Raw genomic sequence first — 13,756 nt, 5'->3', positions numbered from 1 at the left:
ACCTCAGCATGCGTCCAGAGAAGATATTGTCATACGGTCTTCGCCAAGGGGCAGTTGGCGACGCCGACGCAATATACATACGGGTGTGTAAAACTAACTTGAACTGCAGAGCAGCGCAGAGATGACAGGGCCAGGTAGACGACCCTGCGCAACGACACGTTGAGCTACGGCTCAAACTGCCCGGAACGGATGCGATGTAGTGGTGAGACGTTAACGCCACGCGCTACAAATCCACGCAACCAGGCCGGGGCTTGATTTAACACCTGAAGAGCGGCGGGCTCGGAGTCGAATTCTGCAAACACACAAGCACCTGTGCCAGTCAGGCGTGACGGCGCGTATTGTAACAGCCATGAAAGAAGCTGTTCAACCTCGCGAAAACGTTTTCTTGCGATCGGTTCGCAATCATTTGCGTAAGGCGCCTGTAATAGGGCGCTCAGGGGGCGAACCGGGGTGTCTCTTTTTAATTCTGCATCGGCAAAAATCACCGGTGTGGGGATGCTGACACCGGGATGAGCGACCAAATACCACTTTTCTGCCGGATTTGCCGGCTGTAGCTGCTCGCCGATCCCTTCGGCAAATGCCGCATGGCCGCGCACAAATACCGGGACATCGGCACCGAGAGTTAGCCCCATATCGGCCAATTGATCGTCGCTCAGGCCACATTGCCAAAGTTCATTCAGCGCGACCAGTACCGTCGCCGCGTTGGATGAGCCGCCGCCAAGGCCGCCGCCCATCGGCAAGCGCTTGTCGATACTGATATCTGCCCCACGGGGAAGGGTGGTAATGGCGTGGGTTGTGCAATGTTGCTGTAACAGACGGGCGGCCCGGACAATCAGGTTCTGCTCGTCTGGCACCCCTTCTACGGGCGTTAGCAACTGGATTTGTTCATCCTGGCGGGGAACGATGGTCAGCGTATCGCCGTAATCCAGAAACTGGAACAGCGTTTGCAACTGATGGTAGCCGTCTGCACGACGGCCGGTGATATAGAGAAACAGGTTCAGCTTTGCCGGGGAGGGCCATTGACGGATCATCACTTGAGCGTCCAGTTATCCATTTTCAGCTTGATGCGTTGATCGCCCTGTTGCAGTTCAAGGCGGCTCGGTAACGGGATTTTTAGATCGGTGTTGTAGTCCTGATAGGTGACGACCCAGGTCAGATCGCCCTGTTTGTAGGTCAGCTTGTTCAGGCGGTACTGGGAGTCGAGGCTGAAATCGGTGGCTTGCCCTGGCAGGCCAAGCATCCATTGGCGCAGGTTATCCAGTGGGATCTGCATACCGGTCAGCTTGTGGATCATCTCTTCCGGGTTGTCGCTGACATAGCGTTTACCCTGGTTATCGGTGAGCTGCACCACGCTTTTTTGCACGTTCAGCTCCAGCTCGGTGCTGCCAAGCGGGTTGGTCAGCAGCAGGCGGTAGCGATCGGGCGTGTATTGTTGCCAGAAGAAGCGGGCGTAGACTTTCTTCTGTTCGGTTAGGTAGGCGAAAGCGCCCCGGGTCTGATACTGCTCAAGCTGTTGCACCGCTTGCTCATGAGCGAGCCATTGCGGAGAAGTCGGGTTGGTGGCCGGGCCTGGCTTGGTGAGGGTACAGGCCGTCAACACCAGGCTGGCTAATGGGATCAGGCGAAGCAAACTGACTTTGCGGATAGGCATATCGTTTTGTTGTCCTTTTGTCCTTGCGGGGCGGTGCGGGTTAGCATTTCTGCCACCACGCTAACGGGCGAGTGGCGTAACGTCAATAATACAATGGCGCAAAAGCCGTGCAGCAAGGGTGGCGTCTGGCATGTGGAGGATTGTAAACGATGGCAAAGCTTTTTGGGCTGGAAATCTGTGGGCGCAGTATGCGACGCCCACTACAGAGTGAGTCTGCCGTCTGAGCGCTCCATTTAAGGGCGCACTTTGGTGGATCAGAAATCGTAACGCAAACGCACAACCGTCATATCGCCCAGATTATCGGTGCTGGATGTCAGCACGTGTTTAACGTCGGCGCGCAAACCGTAGTCGAACTGGCAGGAGATGCCCAAGCCATTATCAATACGCTGGTAATCGCGGCCAGTGATGTACTGCAGTAAAGTAAGGCATGATGGATTTCACCGCGTATTCGCCTACCGGGAAGCTATAACCGGCGAAATATTCAATCCCCCAGGCATCCCCAGCGAAATAGTCATTAACCTGTTTTTTCTTGGTAGTCAGGAAATTGTCATACCAGCCACCGCCGAAGCTGAGTGTCCAGTTGTCCGGTTTCCAGTTCAGCGCAGTACCTAACATGTTCTGATTGTAGTCTTTGCTGTCGTCGTTATTGGGGTTGCGCATCTCGGCGCTGGTGTAGTTCCAGGCGGTGCCCCAGGTCAAATCTTTGCTCAGGTGATAACCCACACCGAGTGAACCGCCGCCCTTACGCTTGTAGCGCAGGCCGGTACCAGGCAGGTATTCGTCATCGTTGAACAGGTAAGCGGCGTAGATATCGGCGTCGTCCACGGTTTTTTATGAGAACCTGTCGAAAAAAATGCAATTAAAACAAGATAAACCGTAACGTATCGCGACTATCAGTGATGTGTAATATTAAGCGGCCGGGATACGAAGGATGTCGCCAGGCAGGCTGAAAGGGGGGAGTCTGCAAGGGTTGGCATGGCATTTCAGCGTTTTCCCCCTGCGGTTTCTAATGAGTTTGAAACATACCGAGTTTTGTCCTGCTGACTTATTTGTCTCGGCAATACCAGCGATTGGCCGGAAGATGCGGTTGTCACTTTAATTGATGTCGCGCATCAAGTAGAATGCCGATCAACGAGAACCCGTACCAAGAGAAGTATTACTCGAAGCAATGACCCTTCTGGCGTTAGGTATTAATCACAAGACCGCTCCGGTTTCTCTGCGAGAACGGGTGACCTTCTCCCCAGAGTCGATCGACAAGGCGCTGAATAGCTTGCTGCAACAGCCATTGGTGCAGGGCGGCGTTGTGCTGTCTACCTGTAACCGTACCGAGCTGTACCTCAGCGTGGAGCAGCAGGATCATCTGCATGAACAGCTGGTAGCCTGGTTATGTGATTATCACCATCTGCGTCCGGAAGACGTGCGCAAGAGCCTGTATTGGCACCATGGCGACGAGGCCGTCAGCCACCTGATGCGCGTTGCCAGCGGGTTAGACTCTTTGGTACTGGGTGAACCCCAGATCCTCGGGCAGGTAAAGAAAGCCTTTGCCGAATCCCAGCGTGGCCAGTCACTTTCCGGAGAGCTGGAGCGCCTGTTCCAGAAATCCTTCTCCGTTGCCAAGCGTGTACGCACTGAAACCGAAATCGGTGCCAGCGCGGTATCCGTTGCCTTCGCCGCCTGTGCGCTGGCGCGTCAAATCTTTGAATCCCTTGCCGAACTGAATGTGCTGTTGGTTGGTGCTGGGGAAACGATCGAGTTGGTCGCCCGCCATCTGCGCGAGCATAAAGTGCAGCATATGATGATCGCTAACCGCACCCGTGAACGCGCTCAGGTATTGGCGCAAGAGGTGGGGGCAGAGGTGATCTCATTGCCGGAGATCGATGCACGTCTGGCAGATGCCGATATCATTATCAGCTCCACCGCCAGCCCGTTGCCCATCATCGGCAAAGGCATGGTCGAGCGGGCATTGAAAGCGCGCCGTAACCAGCCCATGTTGCTGGTGGATATTGCCGTTCCGCGCGATATCGAGCCGGAAGTGGGCAAACTGGCGAACGCCTATCTTTACACCGTGGATGACCTGCAAGCCATTATTCAGAGCAATATGGCGCAACGGCAGGCGGCGGCCGTACAGGCCGAGACCATTGTGCAGCAGGAAAGCAGCAATTTCATGACCTGGCTGCGCTCACAGGGCGCGACAGATACCATCAGAGACTACCGTTCGCAGGCCGATCAGATCCGGGCGGAAATGGAGTCAAAAGCACTGGCAGCCATTGCTCAAGGCGCTAACGTGGAGCAGGTGATCCATGAGCTGGCCCACAGATTAACCAATCGTCTTATTCATGCCCCTACCAAATCCCTCCAGCAGGCCGCCGGCGACGGCGACATGGAGCGGTTGCACATTTTACGCGACAGCCTCGGGCTGGATCAGCATTAGTTCTCTTTTATTAACAGGGTTTAAAACCACGCATGAAGCCTTCTATTGTTGCCAAACTGGAAGCGTTACAAGAGCGCCATGAAGAAGTTCAGGCGTTGCTTGGCGATGCCGGTGTTATTGCCGATCAGGATCGGTTCCGTGGTCTGTCGCGCGAATATGCGCAGTTGACTGATGTCAGCCGTTGTTTTCTGGAATGGCGTCAGGTGCAGGACGATCTTGCCACGGCTGAAATGATGCTGGACGATCCGGAAATGCGTGAAATGGCGCAGGAAGAGTTGAAACAGGCCAAAGCGGCGACGGAAGAGCTGGAACAGCAGCTGCAGGTGCTATTGCTGCCGAAGGATCCGGACGATGAGCGTGACTGCTTCCTGGAAGTGCGTGCCGGAACCGGTGGCGACGAGGCGGCTATTTTTGCTGGCGATCTGTTCCGTATGTATAGCCGTTACGCTGAAACTCGCCGCTGGCGGGTTGAGATCATGAGCGAAAACGTGGGTGAACACGGCGGTTACAAAGAAGTGATTGCCAAAGTGTCTGGCGACGGCGTTTACGGTCAACTGAAGTTTGAATCCGGCGGTCACCGCGTTCAGCGCGTGCCGGAAACCGAATCCCAGGGTCGTATTCATACCTCTGCCTGCACGGTGGCGGTGATGCCAGCGGTGCCAGAGGCGGAGCTGCCAGAAATCAACGCGGGCGATCTGAAAATCGATACCTTCCGTTCCTCCGGGGCCGGTGGCCAGCACGTTAACACCACCGATTCGGCGATCCGTATTACCCACTTGCCAACCGGCATTGTGGTCGAATGCCAGGACGAACGTTCACAGCACAAGAACAAAGCCAAAGCGATGTCGGTGCTTGGGGCACGTATCCGCGCGGCAGAGATGGCAAAACGCCAGTTGGCAGAGGCTTCTACCCGCCGCAACCTGCTGGGCACCGGCGATCGTTCCGATCGTAACCGCACCTATAACTTCCCGCAGGGGCGCGTGACCGACCACCGCATCAACCTGACGCTGTACCGTCTGGATGAGGTGATGGAAGGCAAGCTGGATATGCTAATCCAACCAATCGTGCAGGAATACCAGGCCGATCAGTTGGCTGCACTCTCTGCCGAGCCTGAGTAATGGATTATCAGACCTGGCTGAAAACCGCGACCTTACGCCTGACGCACAGTGACAGCGCCAAACGTGATGCGGAGATCCTGTTGGGTTTCGTGACCGGCCGGGCCAGAACCTATTTGTTGGCATTTGGCGAAACCCCACTGACGGCGGAGCAGGTTGAGCAGTTAACGCTATTGCTGGCTCGCCGTGAACGCGGGGAACCGGTGGCGTATCTGGTTGGTGAACGTGAGTTCTGGTCGCTCCCGCTGTCGGTTTCGCCTGCTACGCTGATCCCGCGTCCGGATACCGAATGTTTGGTGGAATTGGCCCTGGAGCGTTTGCCAGCGGCACCGTGTGCCATTCTGGATCTTGGCACCGGCACCGGCGCGATTGCTCTGGCGTTAGCCAGCGAACGGCCAGACTGCCAGCTTACCGGCATCGATCTGCAACCGGAAGCCGTGGCACTGGCGCAGCATAACGCGCAAAAGCTGGCGATTAACAATACACGCTTTTTGCAAGGGAACTGGTTTACCCCGGTGGCCGGGCAAAAGTTTGCGCTGATCGCCAGTAATCCTCCCTATATTGATGAAGCCGATCCTCACCTTGTACAGGGCGATGTCCGCTTTGAACCCGGTAGTGCGCTGGTGGCCGCCGAACAGGGTCTGGCCGATCTGGCGGCGATCGTGCAGCAGGCCGCCGATTATTTAGAGCCACAGGGTTGGCTGCTGCTTGAGCACGGTTGGCAACAGGGTGAAAATGTACGTACGTTGTTGAATGCTGAGGGGTTTATCGCGGTGGCAACGCATCGCGACTATGGCGGCAACGATCGTGTGACTCTGGGCCAAAAACCACTATAAGAAACCAAGGAAACCACTATGGCCGCTTACATGGCGCTAAAACATCTACATTTATTAACGGTAGCCATCAGCATTACGTTGTTTGTACTGCGTTTCTTCTGGAAGTGGCGTGCATCGCCGATGATCAACAAACGCTGGGTAAAGATCACACCGCATATTAATGACACGGTGCTGTTTGCCACCGGTATTGCCCTGGTGGTGATGTTCAAACTTTACCCACTGCTTGGTATGGACTCGTGGCTGACCGAGAAGTTGTTTGGCGTTATTATCTATATCCTGTTGGGCTATGTCGCATTGGGCAAGAAGACGCCAAGCTGGAACATTCGCACCTTGGCATTCGTTCTGGCACTGGGCTGTCTGTATCTGATCGTTACACTTGCCACGACCAAAATACCGTTCTTGATGGGATACCTATGAGCAGCATTGCCGATTTCGAATTTAACACTTCCTCACTGAGTGAGGGGGTGATCCTGGTATCAAAGATCATCCGGCGGGATTTTCCGGTGGTGGAAGTTGAACGCAAGTTACAGCAGTTGACTGAAGAAGCGCGTGCAACCATCCCGGGCGAGCTCAACCAGGATCAGCAGTTGGAAGCGCTCATCGAATTATTTTTTAAAACCTGGGGATTCGGTGGTGCCAGCGGCGTTTATCGGCTCTCTGACGCCATCTGGCTGGATAAGGTTTTGGAAGCCCGCCAGGGTACGCCAGTCTCTCTGGGAACCATTTTCCTGCATATTGCCCACCAGTTGGGCCTGCCGCTGATGCCGGTGATTTTCCCCACTCAGCTGATCATGCGTGCCGATTGGCTGGATGAGGAGATGTGGCTGGTCAACCCGCTGAACGGGGAAACGCTTAACGAACATCAGTTGCAGGTTTGGCTCAAGGGTAATCTGGGCCTGGGTGCTGAACTGGAAGATGACGATCTGGACGAATCGGAAAATATTCTGGTGGTGCGTAAGATGCTCGATACGCTGAAAGCCGCGCTGATGGAAGAAAAACAGATGGAAATTGCGTTGCGAGCCAGCGAGGCAGTGCTGAGTTTTGACCCAGATGATCCTTACGAGATCCGCGACCGTGGCTTGATTTATGCCCAGTTGGAATGCAACCATATCGCCATTTCCGATCTCAACTATTTTGTCGAGCAGTGCCCTGAAGATCCGGTGAGTGAAGTGATAAAAATTCAAATCCACGCCATCGAGCTCAAGCAGGTCACGCTGCATTAATTCACTGATTCCGATTTATTAATCAATAAGGTGCAAGCATGGAACAGAAAGTAGTCAGCATTGGCGACATCAAGGTAGCGAACGATCTGCCGTTTGTACTGTTCGGCGGTATGAACGTACTGGAATCACGCGATTTGGCGATGCGCATCTGCGAACACTACGTCACCGTGACGCAAAAACTGGGCATCCCTTACGTTTTCAAAGCCTCTTTTGATAAAGCCAACCGTTCATCTATCCATTCTTACCGTGGTCCAGGCCTGGAAGAAGGGATGAAGATCTTCCAGGAAATCAAAAGCACCTTCGGCGTGAAAGTGATCACCGATGTACACGAAGCCGCACAGGCGCAGCCAGTTTCCGAAGTGGTTGATGTGATCCAGCTGCCCGCCTTCCTGGCACGCCAGACCGACCTGGTTGAAGCCATGGCGAAAACCGGTGCGGTGATCAACGTCAAGAAACCGCAGTTCGTCAGCCCGGGCCAGATGGGTAATATTGTCGATAAATTCAAAGAAGGCGGCAACGATCAGGTTATCCTGTGCGATCGTGGCAGCAACTTTGGTTATGACAACCTGGTGGTCGACATGTTGGGTATCAACGTGATGAAGAATGTGACCGGTGGCCATCCGGTGATCTTCGACGTGACCCACGCCCTGCAAACCCGCGATCCGTTTGGTGCAGCTTCAGGCGGCCGCCGCGCGCAGGTTGCCGAGCTGGCTCGTGCCGGTATGGCGGTAGGTTTGGCTGGCCTGTTTATCGAGGCGCACCCAGATCCAAGCCATGCCAAATGCGATGGTCCTTCGGCGTTGCCGCTGGATAAGCTGGAACCATTCCTGGTACAGATGAAAGCCATCGACGATCTGGTGAAAAGCTTTGCCGAGCTGGATACCAGCAACTAACGGCTGCTGACAAATCGCTGTGTAGGGGCGCCGCATGCCGCGCCCGCCAATCTGGAGGCCCGACATTAACTTGTCGGGCCTTTTGCTTATTGGGCATTCAGCGCGGTGAGCGCTTCTGGCAGGGTGGGATAGAAATGCAGTTTGCCCTCGATTGGCTGCATGCGTGCACGAGCCAGGGTTTTTAGCGGCTGGAACGGGATGTCGGTGATCACCAGCTGTTTTTCGGCGGGCAGGGCGTCGATGTAACGTTGCAACGCGTTGAGCCCCCCAGCATCCAGCACTGGCACGGCATCCCATTGCAGTACGATGGTGCGGTAGTTTTCACCGCGTACCAGCAGATCGTTGAACACGCGTTCGGCAGCGGCGAAAAACAGCGGCCCGTTGACGCGCAACACCAGACGGCCATCATCGGTGCTCAGCTCGCTCAGGCGAGTCATGCGTGCGATTCGGCGCATAAACAGCAGTGAGGCCAGCACAATGCCAACGGTAATGGCAATCACCATATCAAACAGTACCGTCAGCGACATACACAGCAGCATCACCAGAATGTCGTCTTTCGGCGCCCGGCGCAGCAGATAAACCACTTTATGTGCCTCACTCATGTTCCAGGCGACCAATAGCAACAGCGAAGCCATTGCTGCCAACGGTAAGTAGGACAACCATGGTGCCAGCACCAGCAAGGCAAGCAGTACCATTAACGAGTGGATGATTGCAGAAACCGGTGAGGTCGCCCCTGCACGCACGTTGGCTGCCGAGCGGGCAATGGCGGCGGTCGCGGTGATGCCACCGAAGAATGGTGCGATGATGTTGCCTGCGCCCTGGCCAATCAGTTCGGCGTTGGAGTGGTGTTTTTTGCCCGTCATGCCATCCAACACTACCGCGCACAGCAGCGATTCGATTGCCCCAAGCATCGCCATGGAAAATGCTGCTGGTAACAGGGCGGAAAGCAGCTGCCAGCTCAGCTCCGTCGGTTTGCCGTCGCCAGCAGGCAAATGCCAGGGTAACAACCACTGCGGCAGGATCGGTGGGATGCCTTGGCCCTGGCTGCCGTCGGCCAGTTCGAAACTGAAGCGGGAGCCAATGGTTGCCACCTGATGATCGAACTGTGCCAGAATAGCCATCACCGCGGTACCGGCCAACAAGGCGGGCAGGTGGCCAGGAATACGCAGCCCCAGCTTCGGCCACAGCAGCAGGACCACCAGGGTGACCGCGCCAATCAGCGTGTCGCCATAATCTAAGGTGGGCAAGGCATGCAACAGCGCATTGACCTTGCCGATGTAGTTTTCCGGTACTTCCGCCAGCCCTAAGCCAAAGAAATCCTTCACCTGCATGGTGGCGATGGTGATGGCGATCCCAGAGGTAAACCCAAGTGTGACCGAAAGTGGAATGTACTCGATCAGGCGGCCTAGCCGCGCTAACCCCATAATCAGCAGGAACACGCCGGACAGCATGGTGGCAATCAATAAGCCAGAGAGCCCAAATTGCTGTGAAACGGGGAACAGGATCACCACAAACGCTGCGGTGGGGCCGGAAACGCTGTAGCGCGAACCGCCGCTGACGGCGATCACGATGCCAGCAATCGCGGCGGTATACAGCCCATACTGTGGGGGAACGCCGCTGGCAATGGCCAGTGCCATCGCCAGCGGAATGGCAATGATGCCGACGGTGACCCCGGCAATGGTATCTTTCAGCAGACGTTGAAGAGAATAGGGCTCACGCCAGCAGGCTTCTATCAGGGCGCTAAAAGGACGGATACCGTTGATTTCGTGCGTTTTCATCTAAGTTGCAAACCAAGTCTATAAAAGAGAACGGAATGGCGGGCCATGGAGGTCCGTCTCGGAATAGCTGGTAGATACCATACCCCTTTCTGTCCGCCGATACCTAGATTTGCATCAAGGCATCAGGATTGTGATTAATTTATATTTGTTCAACGGATTATTTTCGCCAAGCGCCAGCCTGTGCAGATCGCCCGCTGTGGATGTGGGGAAAAGTGCAATTTTTATCGCTTAGTGTACTGCGGGCAAGGATAAACCTAGAAAATGAGCAAGAGTGCTGACCAGCAGATGATGGTCTTCGAGCTGCGGGGAGCCAGAAAGGGATATGGAGCCGACGCAGCCCACATTGAGCAGGTTGATGGGGAATGCACCGCCGTGGGCGGCGTAATCGCGTACGCTAAGGCCATATCTTTCCTCCAGCGTGACTTGCCGCTGTTGCAGGCGTAAACCCACGGCATAAGAGCTTTTCTGGAAATGGTTGACCACGTTGCGCTTGCGCCGCACCCAGTCGGCAATGTCTGGTGTTGCCCCTGGCATGGCGTAATAAAACAGCGTTTGTCCGTTCAGCTGGATTTCAATAGCGATGGGTAATTGGCGATGTTCTGCGGCATTTTTGAGGGCTATCCCCAACTCCCAGGCGGTGGCATGGTTGAAATGGTGGAAGGTGAGCTCCGTTTCTTGCGCAACCAGCGCTTGCAATTCATCATCGATATTCATCAGATTTTCTCCGTGGTGTGATGGATAACAGACTATCCTGAACTGAAGATAGGTCATAGATTGCCTGGCAATAATATATACCCGCCTAGCCATTATCATTTTGAGTATCATAGGGGCGCTGCATGCTGTACCCGTCTGGATAATCAGTAGTGACTCGAAAAACAACATTGCCGCATCCTGGAGTATGCCGAATAGTTATGACATATATTGCGTCGATATCGTCTTTTTACAGTGACGCGTGCATCACCTATGCCACGCTGTCGGTTTCCTACTTTGCGCTTAGCAAAAATGCCCCTTTCTCCTACCAGTCGGCCCTGTGGAAACGGGTATTGTTTGGTGTGCTGGCGGGGCTGGCTGTGCTGTATCTGAATCAGACTCGGCTGTTGCTTACCGGTGACATTTACTACAGCTTTGCCATGATCCCGATGATTCTGGTGCTGTTTTTCGGTGGTGCAGTCAGTGGGATAGTGTGCTATCTGGTGAGTTTTGGCTTTAACGGCGGCTTTACGCTGGATAATCTGTTTATCGGTTCGATCATCTTGCCGATGCTGCTATCGGGAGTCTGGCGGAAAAAATCGAACCGGGTGTTTTACCTTACCATCGGCATCATTGCGCTCTACCGGATTGCCGTGGTCGGCTCGTTGGTCAACTTCCGTGAACTGTGGCTGGATACCCTGTTGTATCAGGTTGCATCGGCGCTTTGTCTGGCGATTTGCTACCACGCCCTGAGCTTTAAAGAGCGCCATATTCACGCCTTTTTCTCCATGCGCAACAAGGCGACGACCGACAGCCTGACCCACATCAGCAACCGAGCCAGTGTGGATTACAAAATGATGCTGCAACATGCCCAACGGGAGTCTTGTGGCCTGATGCTGCTGGATTTAGACAACTTCAAACAGGTGAATGACACCTATGGCCATTTGGCTGGCGACGGCGTGTTGGCCAGCGTGGGGGCCATTCTGAAAGATTGCGTACGCGTTGAGGACTTTGTCGGGCGTTACGGCGGCGAGGAGTTTATGGTCATCACTTCCAGCTATGAACCGCAGCATATTGCGGCCGTGGCGGAACGCATTCGCAGCCGGGTGGAAGGATTTGATTTTATTACCGAGAGTGGGGAGGTGATCCGGTTGACCATCTCCATTGGGACCTCGCTCTATCTGGCCGGTATGTCGGTAGAAAAAGCGATAGAGATGACGGATGAAGCGCTGTATGACGCCAAGCGTGAGGGTAAAAACCGTGTGGTCAGCAGCCGTTTGATGTCGCTATCACCGTTGGGGAAGGGGTTTAGCCCTATGGCGGCGAAGAAGCTTTAGGCGAGATGGCAGACAACCCTCAAGCGGCTTGCAGGCTTAGGGGGCAACTGCGCCCCACGGTCGAAGCGACATTGCCGTTTTGTCGAACCCTGTCGAGGCTTCTCACCCCTCCTGGCTTGGGGTATATGCAATAAAAAAGCCTGAACGTGAATTCAGGCTTTCTCATTTTAATATGGCGGTGAGAGAGGGGTTCGAACCCTCGATACACTTTCGCGTATACACACTTTCCAGGCGTGCTCCTTCAGCCACTCAGACACCTCACCGTATGTTGCGCGTTACTCCGTGCAACGGGGCGCTACTATAGGGAGTGTCGGCTAACCGGTCAAGAATATTTTTACGGTTTTAGCTCAGGTGGTTAAGCCGTGGTCGCTTTGCCGTAAATCAAGACCGGAATGCCACGTTTGTTGAGCGCTGCACTGGTGGGTAGGCGTTGGCCGCCAGCGAGGCGATGTCTTTCATGGCTTGCCCACCAGAAAGGTGGGGCAAGCCTTCAGGGCATCAAACCAATAAAGACCGTCTTTTTACGTGGACCGGTCATCAGCGATTCCAGCTCTTCGACGCAGGCTTGGTAGTGCGGGGTCGTTTTATGGAAAGCTACGGCCTGCTCATCGGCGTAGGCCTCGTAAATATAAAAGCGCGTGGGGATGTCTGGGTCCTGTAACACATCAAAGCGCAGGTTGCCCTTTTCCTGGATCGCGCCCAGATGGTTTTGACGAAACACTTCGATAAACCGTTCAACCTTGTCGTTATGGACGTTAATTTCGACCAGGGTAACGTGCATAAAAGCCTCCTTGGATGGGGCGAGCCTGGAAAATCGGCCTGCATTTCAGCCGCATCAGCCTTTTTCGCTGAGGAATAGTTCGTAGGCGCGTTCTACCGACTCGTTCTGATGAACGATGGCGTGTACCGCCTTGATCATGGCAACCGGGCTTTCTGACTGGAAAATATTTCGCCCCATATCTACCCCGGACGCCCCTTGATCGATTGCCTGGAAGCACATATCCAGTGCCTCGCGCTCTGGCAGCTTCTTCCCACCGGCGATGACGATGGGGACCGGGCAACCGGCCACAATGCGTTCGAATCCTTTATCCACGTAATAAGTCTTGATGATTTGCGCCCCCATCTCGGCAGCGATACGCGTGGCCAGTGAGAAATAGCGCTGATCGCGCGCCATATCTTTCCCCACCCCGGTCACCGCCATGGTGGGCATACCGACTTTCAGACCCGCATCGATCAGTTGGATGATGTTTTTAATCGACTGGTGTTCATGTTCTGTGCCGATATAAACCTGTGCGGCGACGGCGCAGCTATTCAGACGCACCGCGTCGTCCATGGCGACAGCCACCGCCTCATTGCTCAACTCGGTCAGAATGGAGTTTGCCCCTGAAGCGCGCAGGACGATGGGTTTGTTGGTGGCAGGTGGGATCACGCTACGCAGAATACCCCGGGTACACATCAACACGTCTGCATGCTGAAACAGCGGCGCAATATTGATATCAATACGCTCCAGCCCGGTCGTCGGCCCCTGGAAATAGCCGTGATCAAAGGCCAGCATCACGGTTCTGTTAGTGCGGGGATTGAAAATGCGAGCCAGGCGGGACTGCATGCCCCAATCCAGCGCACCGCACCCTTTTAAACTAAACAGGGCATTTTGCTGCGGTTGGTCAATATGGAAGTCTTTGCCATCTTTGATGTCATCTAAATCAGCCATTGTATTACTCTCTCCAAAAAATCGGTGCGATAGAGTTGAACAAATCTTTTTTAGAAAACTAATTGTTCATAACCTTAGTCAGGCTTTGGCG

Annotated in this window: 13 protein-coding genes, 1 tRNA gene and 1 pseudogene; 7 read left to right on the top strand and 8 right to left on the bottom strand. The window is 54.7% G+C overall.

From position 1 onward, the window contains the following. Positions 1-164: 164 nt before the first annotated feature. From ispE to ABIE29_RS08645, 3 genes and pseudogenes are all read right to left on the bottom strand, one after another. Positions 165-1,031 carry a 4-(cytidine 5'-diphospho)-2-C-methyl-D-erythritol kinase gene (ispE, locus tag ABIE29_RS08655; RefSeq protein ID WP_429617963.1) on the bottom strand — a complete coding sequence of 289 codons (867 nt, stop codon included), beginning with the start codon at positions 1,029-1,031 and terminating at the stop codon, positions 165-167. Beyond that, complete coding sequence (lolB, locus tag ABIE29_RS08650) at positions 1,031-1,651, bottom strand: lipoprotein insertase outer membrane protein LolB (RefSeq protein WP_429617961.1); 621 nt, start codon at positions 1,649-1,651, stop codon at positions 1,031-1,033. The genes ispE and lolB overlap by 1 nt, the downstream gene beginning before the upstream one ends. Positions 1,652-1,905: 254 nt before the next feature. After that, positions 1,906-2,482 (bottom strand): annotated as a pseudogene (locus ABIE29_RS08645) (autotransporter domain-containing protein); the annotation flags it as partial. Positions 2,483-2,819: 337 nt separating this feature from the next. Between ABIE29_RS08645 and hemA the strand changes: the two are divergent. The 6 genes from hemA to kdsA are packed head-to-tail and all read left to right on the top strand — an operon-like array spanning position 2,820 to position 8,149. Continuing rightward, positions 2,820-4,082 (top strand): glutamyl-tRNA reductase, encoded by a 1,263-nt coding sequence (gene hemA, locus ABIE29_RS08640; protein ID WP_429617959.1) that lies wholly within the window; start codon positions 2,820-2,822, stop codon positions 4,080-4,082. Positions 4,083-4,114: 32 nt separating this feature from the next. Continuing rightward, positions 4,115-5,200: a peptide chain release factor 1 gene (gene prfA / locus ABIE29_RS08635; RefSeq protein ID WP_024528846.1), complete on the top strand. Its 1,086-nt coding sequence runs from the start codon at positions 4,115-4,117 to the stop codon at positions 5,198-5,200. Then, positions 5,200-6,033 (top strand): peptide chain release factor N(5)-glutamine methyltransferase, encoded by an 834-nt coding sequence (gene prmC / locus ABIE29_RS08630; RefSeq protein WP_429617957.1) that lies wholly within the window; start codon positions 5,200-5,202, stop codon positions 6,031-6,033. The genes prfA and prmC overlap by 1 nt, the downstream gene beginning before the upstream one ends. Positions 6,034-6,051: 18 nt before the next feature. Continuing rightward, positions 6,052-6,450 (top strand): SirB2 family protein, encoded by a 399-nt coding sequence (locus tag ABIE29_RS08625; RefSeq protein WP_429617955.1) that lies wholly within the window; start codon positions 6,052-6,054, stop codon positions 6,448-6,450. Continuing rightward, on the top strand, positions 6,447-7,256 hold the full coding sequence (gene sirB1, locus ABIE29_RS08620; RefSeq protein WP_429617953.1) for an invasion regulator SirB1: 810 nt from the start codon (positions 6,447-6,449) through the stop codon (positions 7,254-7,256). The genes ABIE29_RS08625 and sirB1 overlap by 4 nt, the downstream gene beginning before the upstream one ends. 38 nt (positions 7,257-7,294) lie before the next feature. Further along, positions 7,295-8,149, top strand: coding sequence for a 3-deoxy-8-phosphooctulonate synthase (kdsA, locus tag ABIE29_RS08615; protein WP_429617951.1), 855 nt, complete (start codon positions 7,295-7,297; stop codon positions 8,147-8,149). Between the two features lie 86 nt (positions 8,150-8,235). Here kdsA and dauA read toward each other — a convergent pair whose 3' ends face one another. Beyond that, positions 8,236-9,927 carry a C4-dicarboxylic acid transporter DauA gene (dauA, locus tag ABIE29_RS08610; RefSeq protein ID WP_429617949.1) on the bottom strand — a complete coding sequence of 564 codons (1,692 nt, stop codon included), beginning with the start codon at positions 9,925-9,927 and terminating at the stop codon, positions 8,236-8,238. A gap of 228 nt (positions 9,928-10,155) precedes the next feature. Beyond that, positions 10,156-10,641 (bottom strand): heme-degrading domain-containing protein, encoded by a 486-nt coding sequence (locus ABIE29_RS08605; RefSeq protein WP_429617947.1) that lies wholly within the window; start codon positions 10,639-10,641, stop codon positions 10,156-10,158. A gap of 197 nt (positions 10,642-10,838) precedes the next feature. Here ABIE29_RS08605 and ABIE29_RS08600 point away from each other — a divergent pair, with 197 nt between their 5' ends. Continuing rightward, complete coding sequence (locus ABIE29_RS08600; RefSeq protein ID WP_429617945.1) at positions 10,839-11,954, top strand: diguanylate cyclase; 1,116 nt, start codon at positions 10,839-10,841, stop codon at positions 11,952-11,954. Positions 11,955-12,127: 173 nt separating this feature from the next. Here ABIE29_RS08600 and ABIE29_RS08595 read toward each other — a convergent pair. From ABIE29_RS08595 to lsrF, 3 genes are all read right to left on the bottom strand, one after another. Continuing rightward, a tRNA-Ser gene (locus ABIE29_RS08595) sits at positions 12,128-12,217 on the bottom strand. A gap of 227 nt (positions 12,218-12,444) precedes the next feature. Further along, positions 12,445-12,735: a (4S)-4-hydroxy-5-phosphonooxypentane-2,3-dione isomerase gene (lsrG, locus tag ABIE29_RS08590; protein WP_429617943.1), complete on the bottom strand. Its 291-nt coding sequence runs from the start codon at positions 12,733-12,735 to the stop codon at positions 12,445-12,447. A 54-nt stretch (positions 12,736-12,789) separates the two neighbouring features. Continuing rightward, a complete protein-coding gene (lsrF, locus tag ABIE29_RS08585; RefSeq protein ID WP_429617941.1) occupies positions 12,790-13,665 on the bottom strand; it encodes a 3-hydroxy-5-phosphonooxypentane-2,4-dione thiolase in 876 nt (291 codons plus the stop codon). Positions 13,666-13,756 lie beyond the last annotated feature (91 nt).

Source organism: Serratia sp. 2723, assembly GCF_050434425.1.
GTDB lineage: Bacteria > Pseudomonadota > Gammaproteobacteria > Enterobacterales > Enterobacteriaceae > Chania.
The sequence above is the reverse complement of the archived record's forward strand: the minus strand, read 5'-3'. Positions and strand labels throughout refer to the sequence as shown.

Excerpts from the sequence above, each read along its gene's own strand:
- ispE (WP_429617963.1), bottom strand. The coding sequence starts at position 1,031 with ATGATCCGTCAATGGCCCTCCCCGGCAAAGCTGAACCTGTTTCTCTAT.
- lolB (WP_429617961.1), bottom strand. The coding sequence starts at position 1,651 with ATGCCTATCCGCAAAGTCAGTTTGCTTCGCCTGATCCCATTAGCCAGC.
- hemA (WP_429617959.1), top strand. The coding sequence starts at position 2,820 with ATGACCCTTCTGGCGTTAGGTATTAATCACAAGACCGCTCCGGTTTCT.
- prfA (WP_024528846.1), top strand. The coding sequence starts at position 4,115 with ATGAAGCCTTCTATTGTTGCCAAACTGGAAGCGTTACAAGAGCGCCAT.
- prmC (WP_429617957.1), top strand. The coding sequence starts at position 5,200 with ATGGATTATCAGACCTGGCTGAAAACCGCGACCTTACGCCTGACGCAC.
- ABIE29_RS08625 (WP_429617955.1), top strand. The coding sequence starts at position 6,052 with ATGGCCGCTTACATGGCGCTAAAACATCTACATTTATTAACGGTAGCC.
- sirB1 (WP_429617953.1), top strand. The coding sequence starts at position 6,447 with ATGAGCAGCATTGCCGATTTCGAATTTAACACTTCCTCACTGAGTGAG.
- kdsA (WP_429617951.1), top strand. The coding sequence starts at position 7,295 with ATGGAACAGAAAGTAGTCAGCATTGGCGACATCAAGGTAGCGAACGAT.
- dauA (WP_429617949.1), bottom strand. The coding sequence starts at position 9,927 with ATGAAAACGCACGAAATCAACGGTATCCGTCCTTTTAGCGCCCTGATA.
- ABIE29_RS08605 (WP_429617947.1), bottom strand. The coding sequence starts at position 10,641 with ATGAATATCGATGATGAATTGCAAGCGCTGGTTGCGCAAGAAACGGAG.
- ABIE29_RS08600 (WP_429617945.1), top strand. The coding sequence starts at position 10,839 with ATGACATATATTGCGTCGATATCGTCTTTTTACAGTGACGCGTGCATC.
- lsrG (WP_429617943.1), bottom strand. The coding sequence starts at position 12,735 with ATGCACGTTACCCTGGTCGAAATTAACGTCCATAACGACAAGGTTGAA.
- lsrF (WP_429617941.1), bottom strand. The coding sequence starts at position 13,665 with ATGGCTGATTTAGATGACATCAAAGATGGCAAAGACTTCCATATTGAC.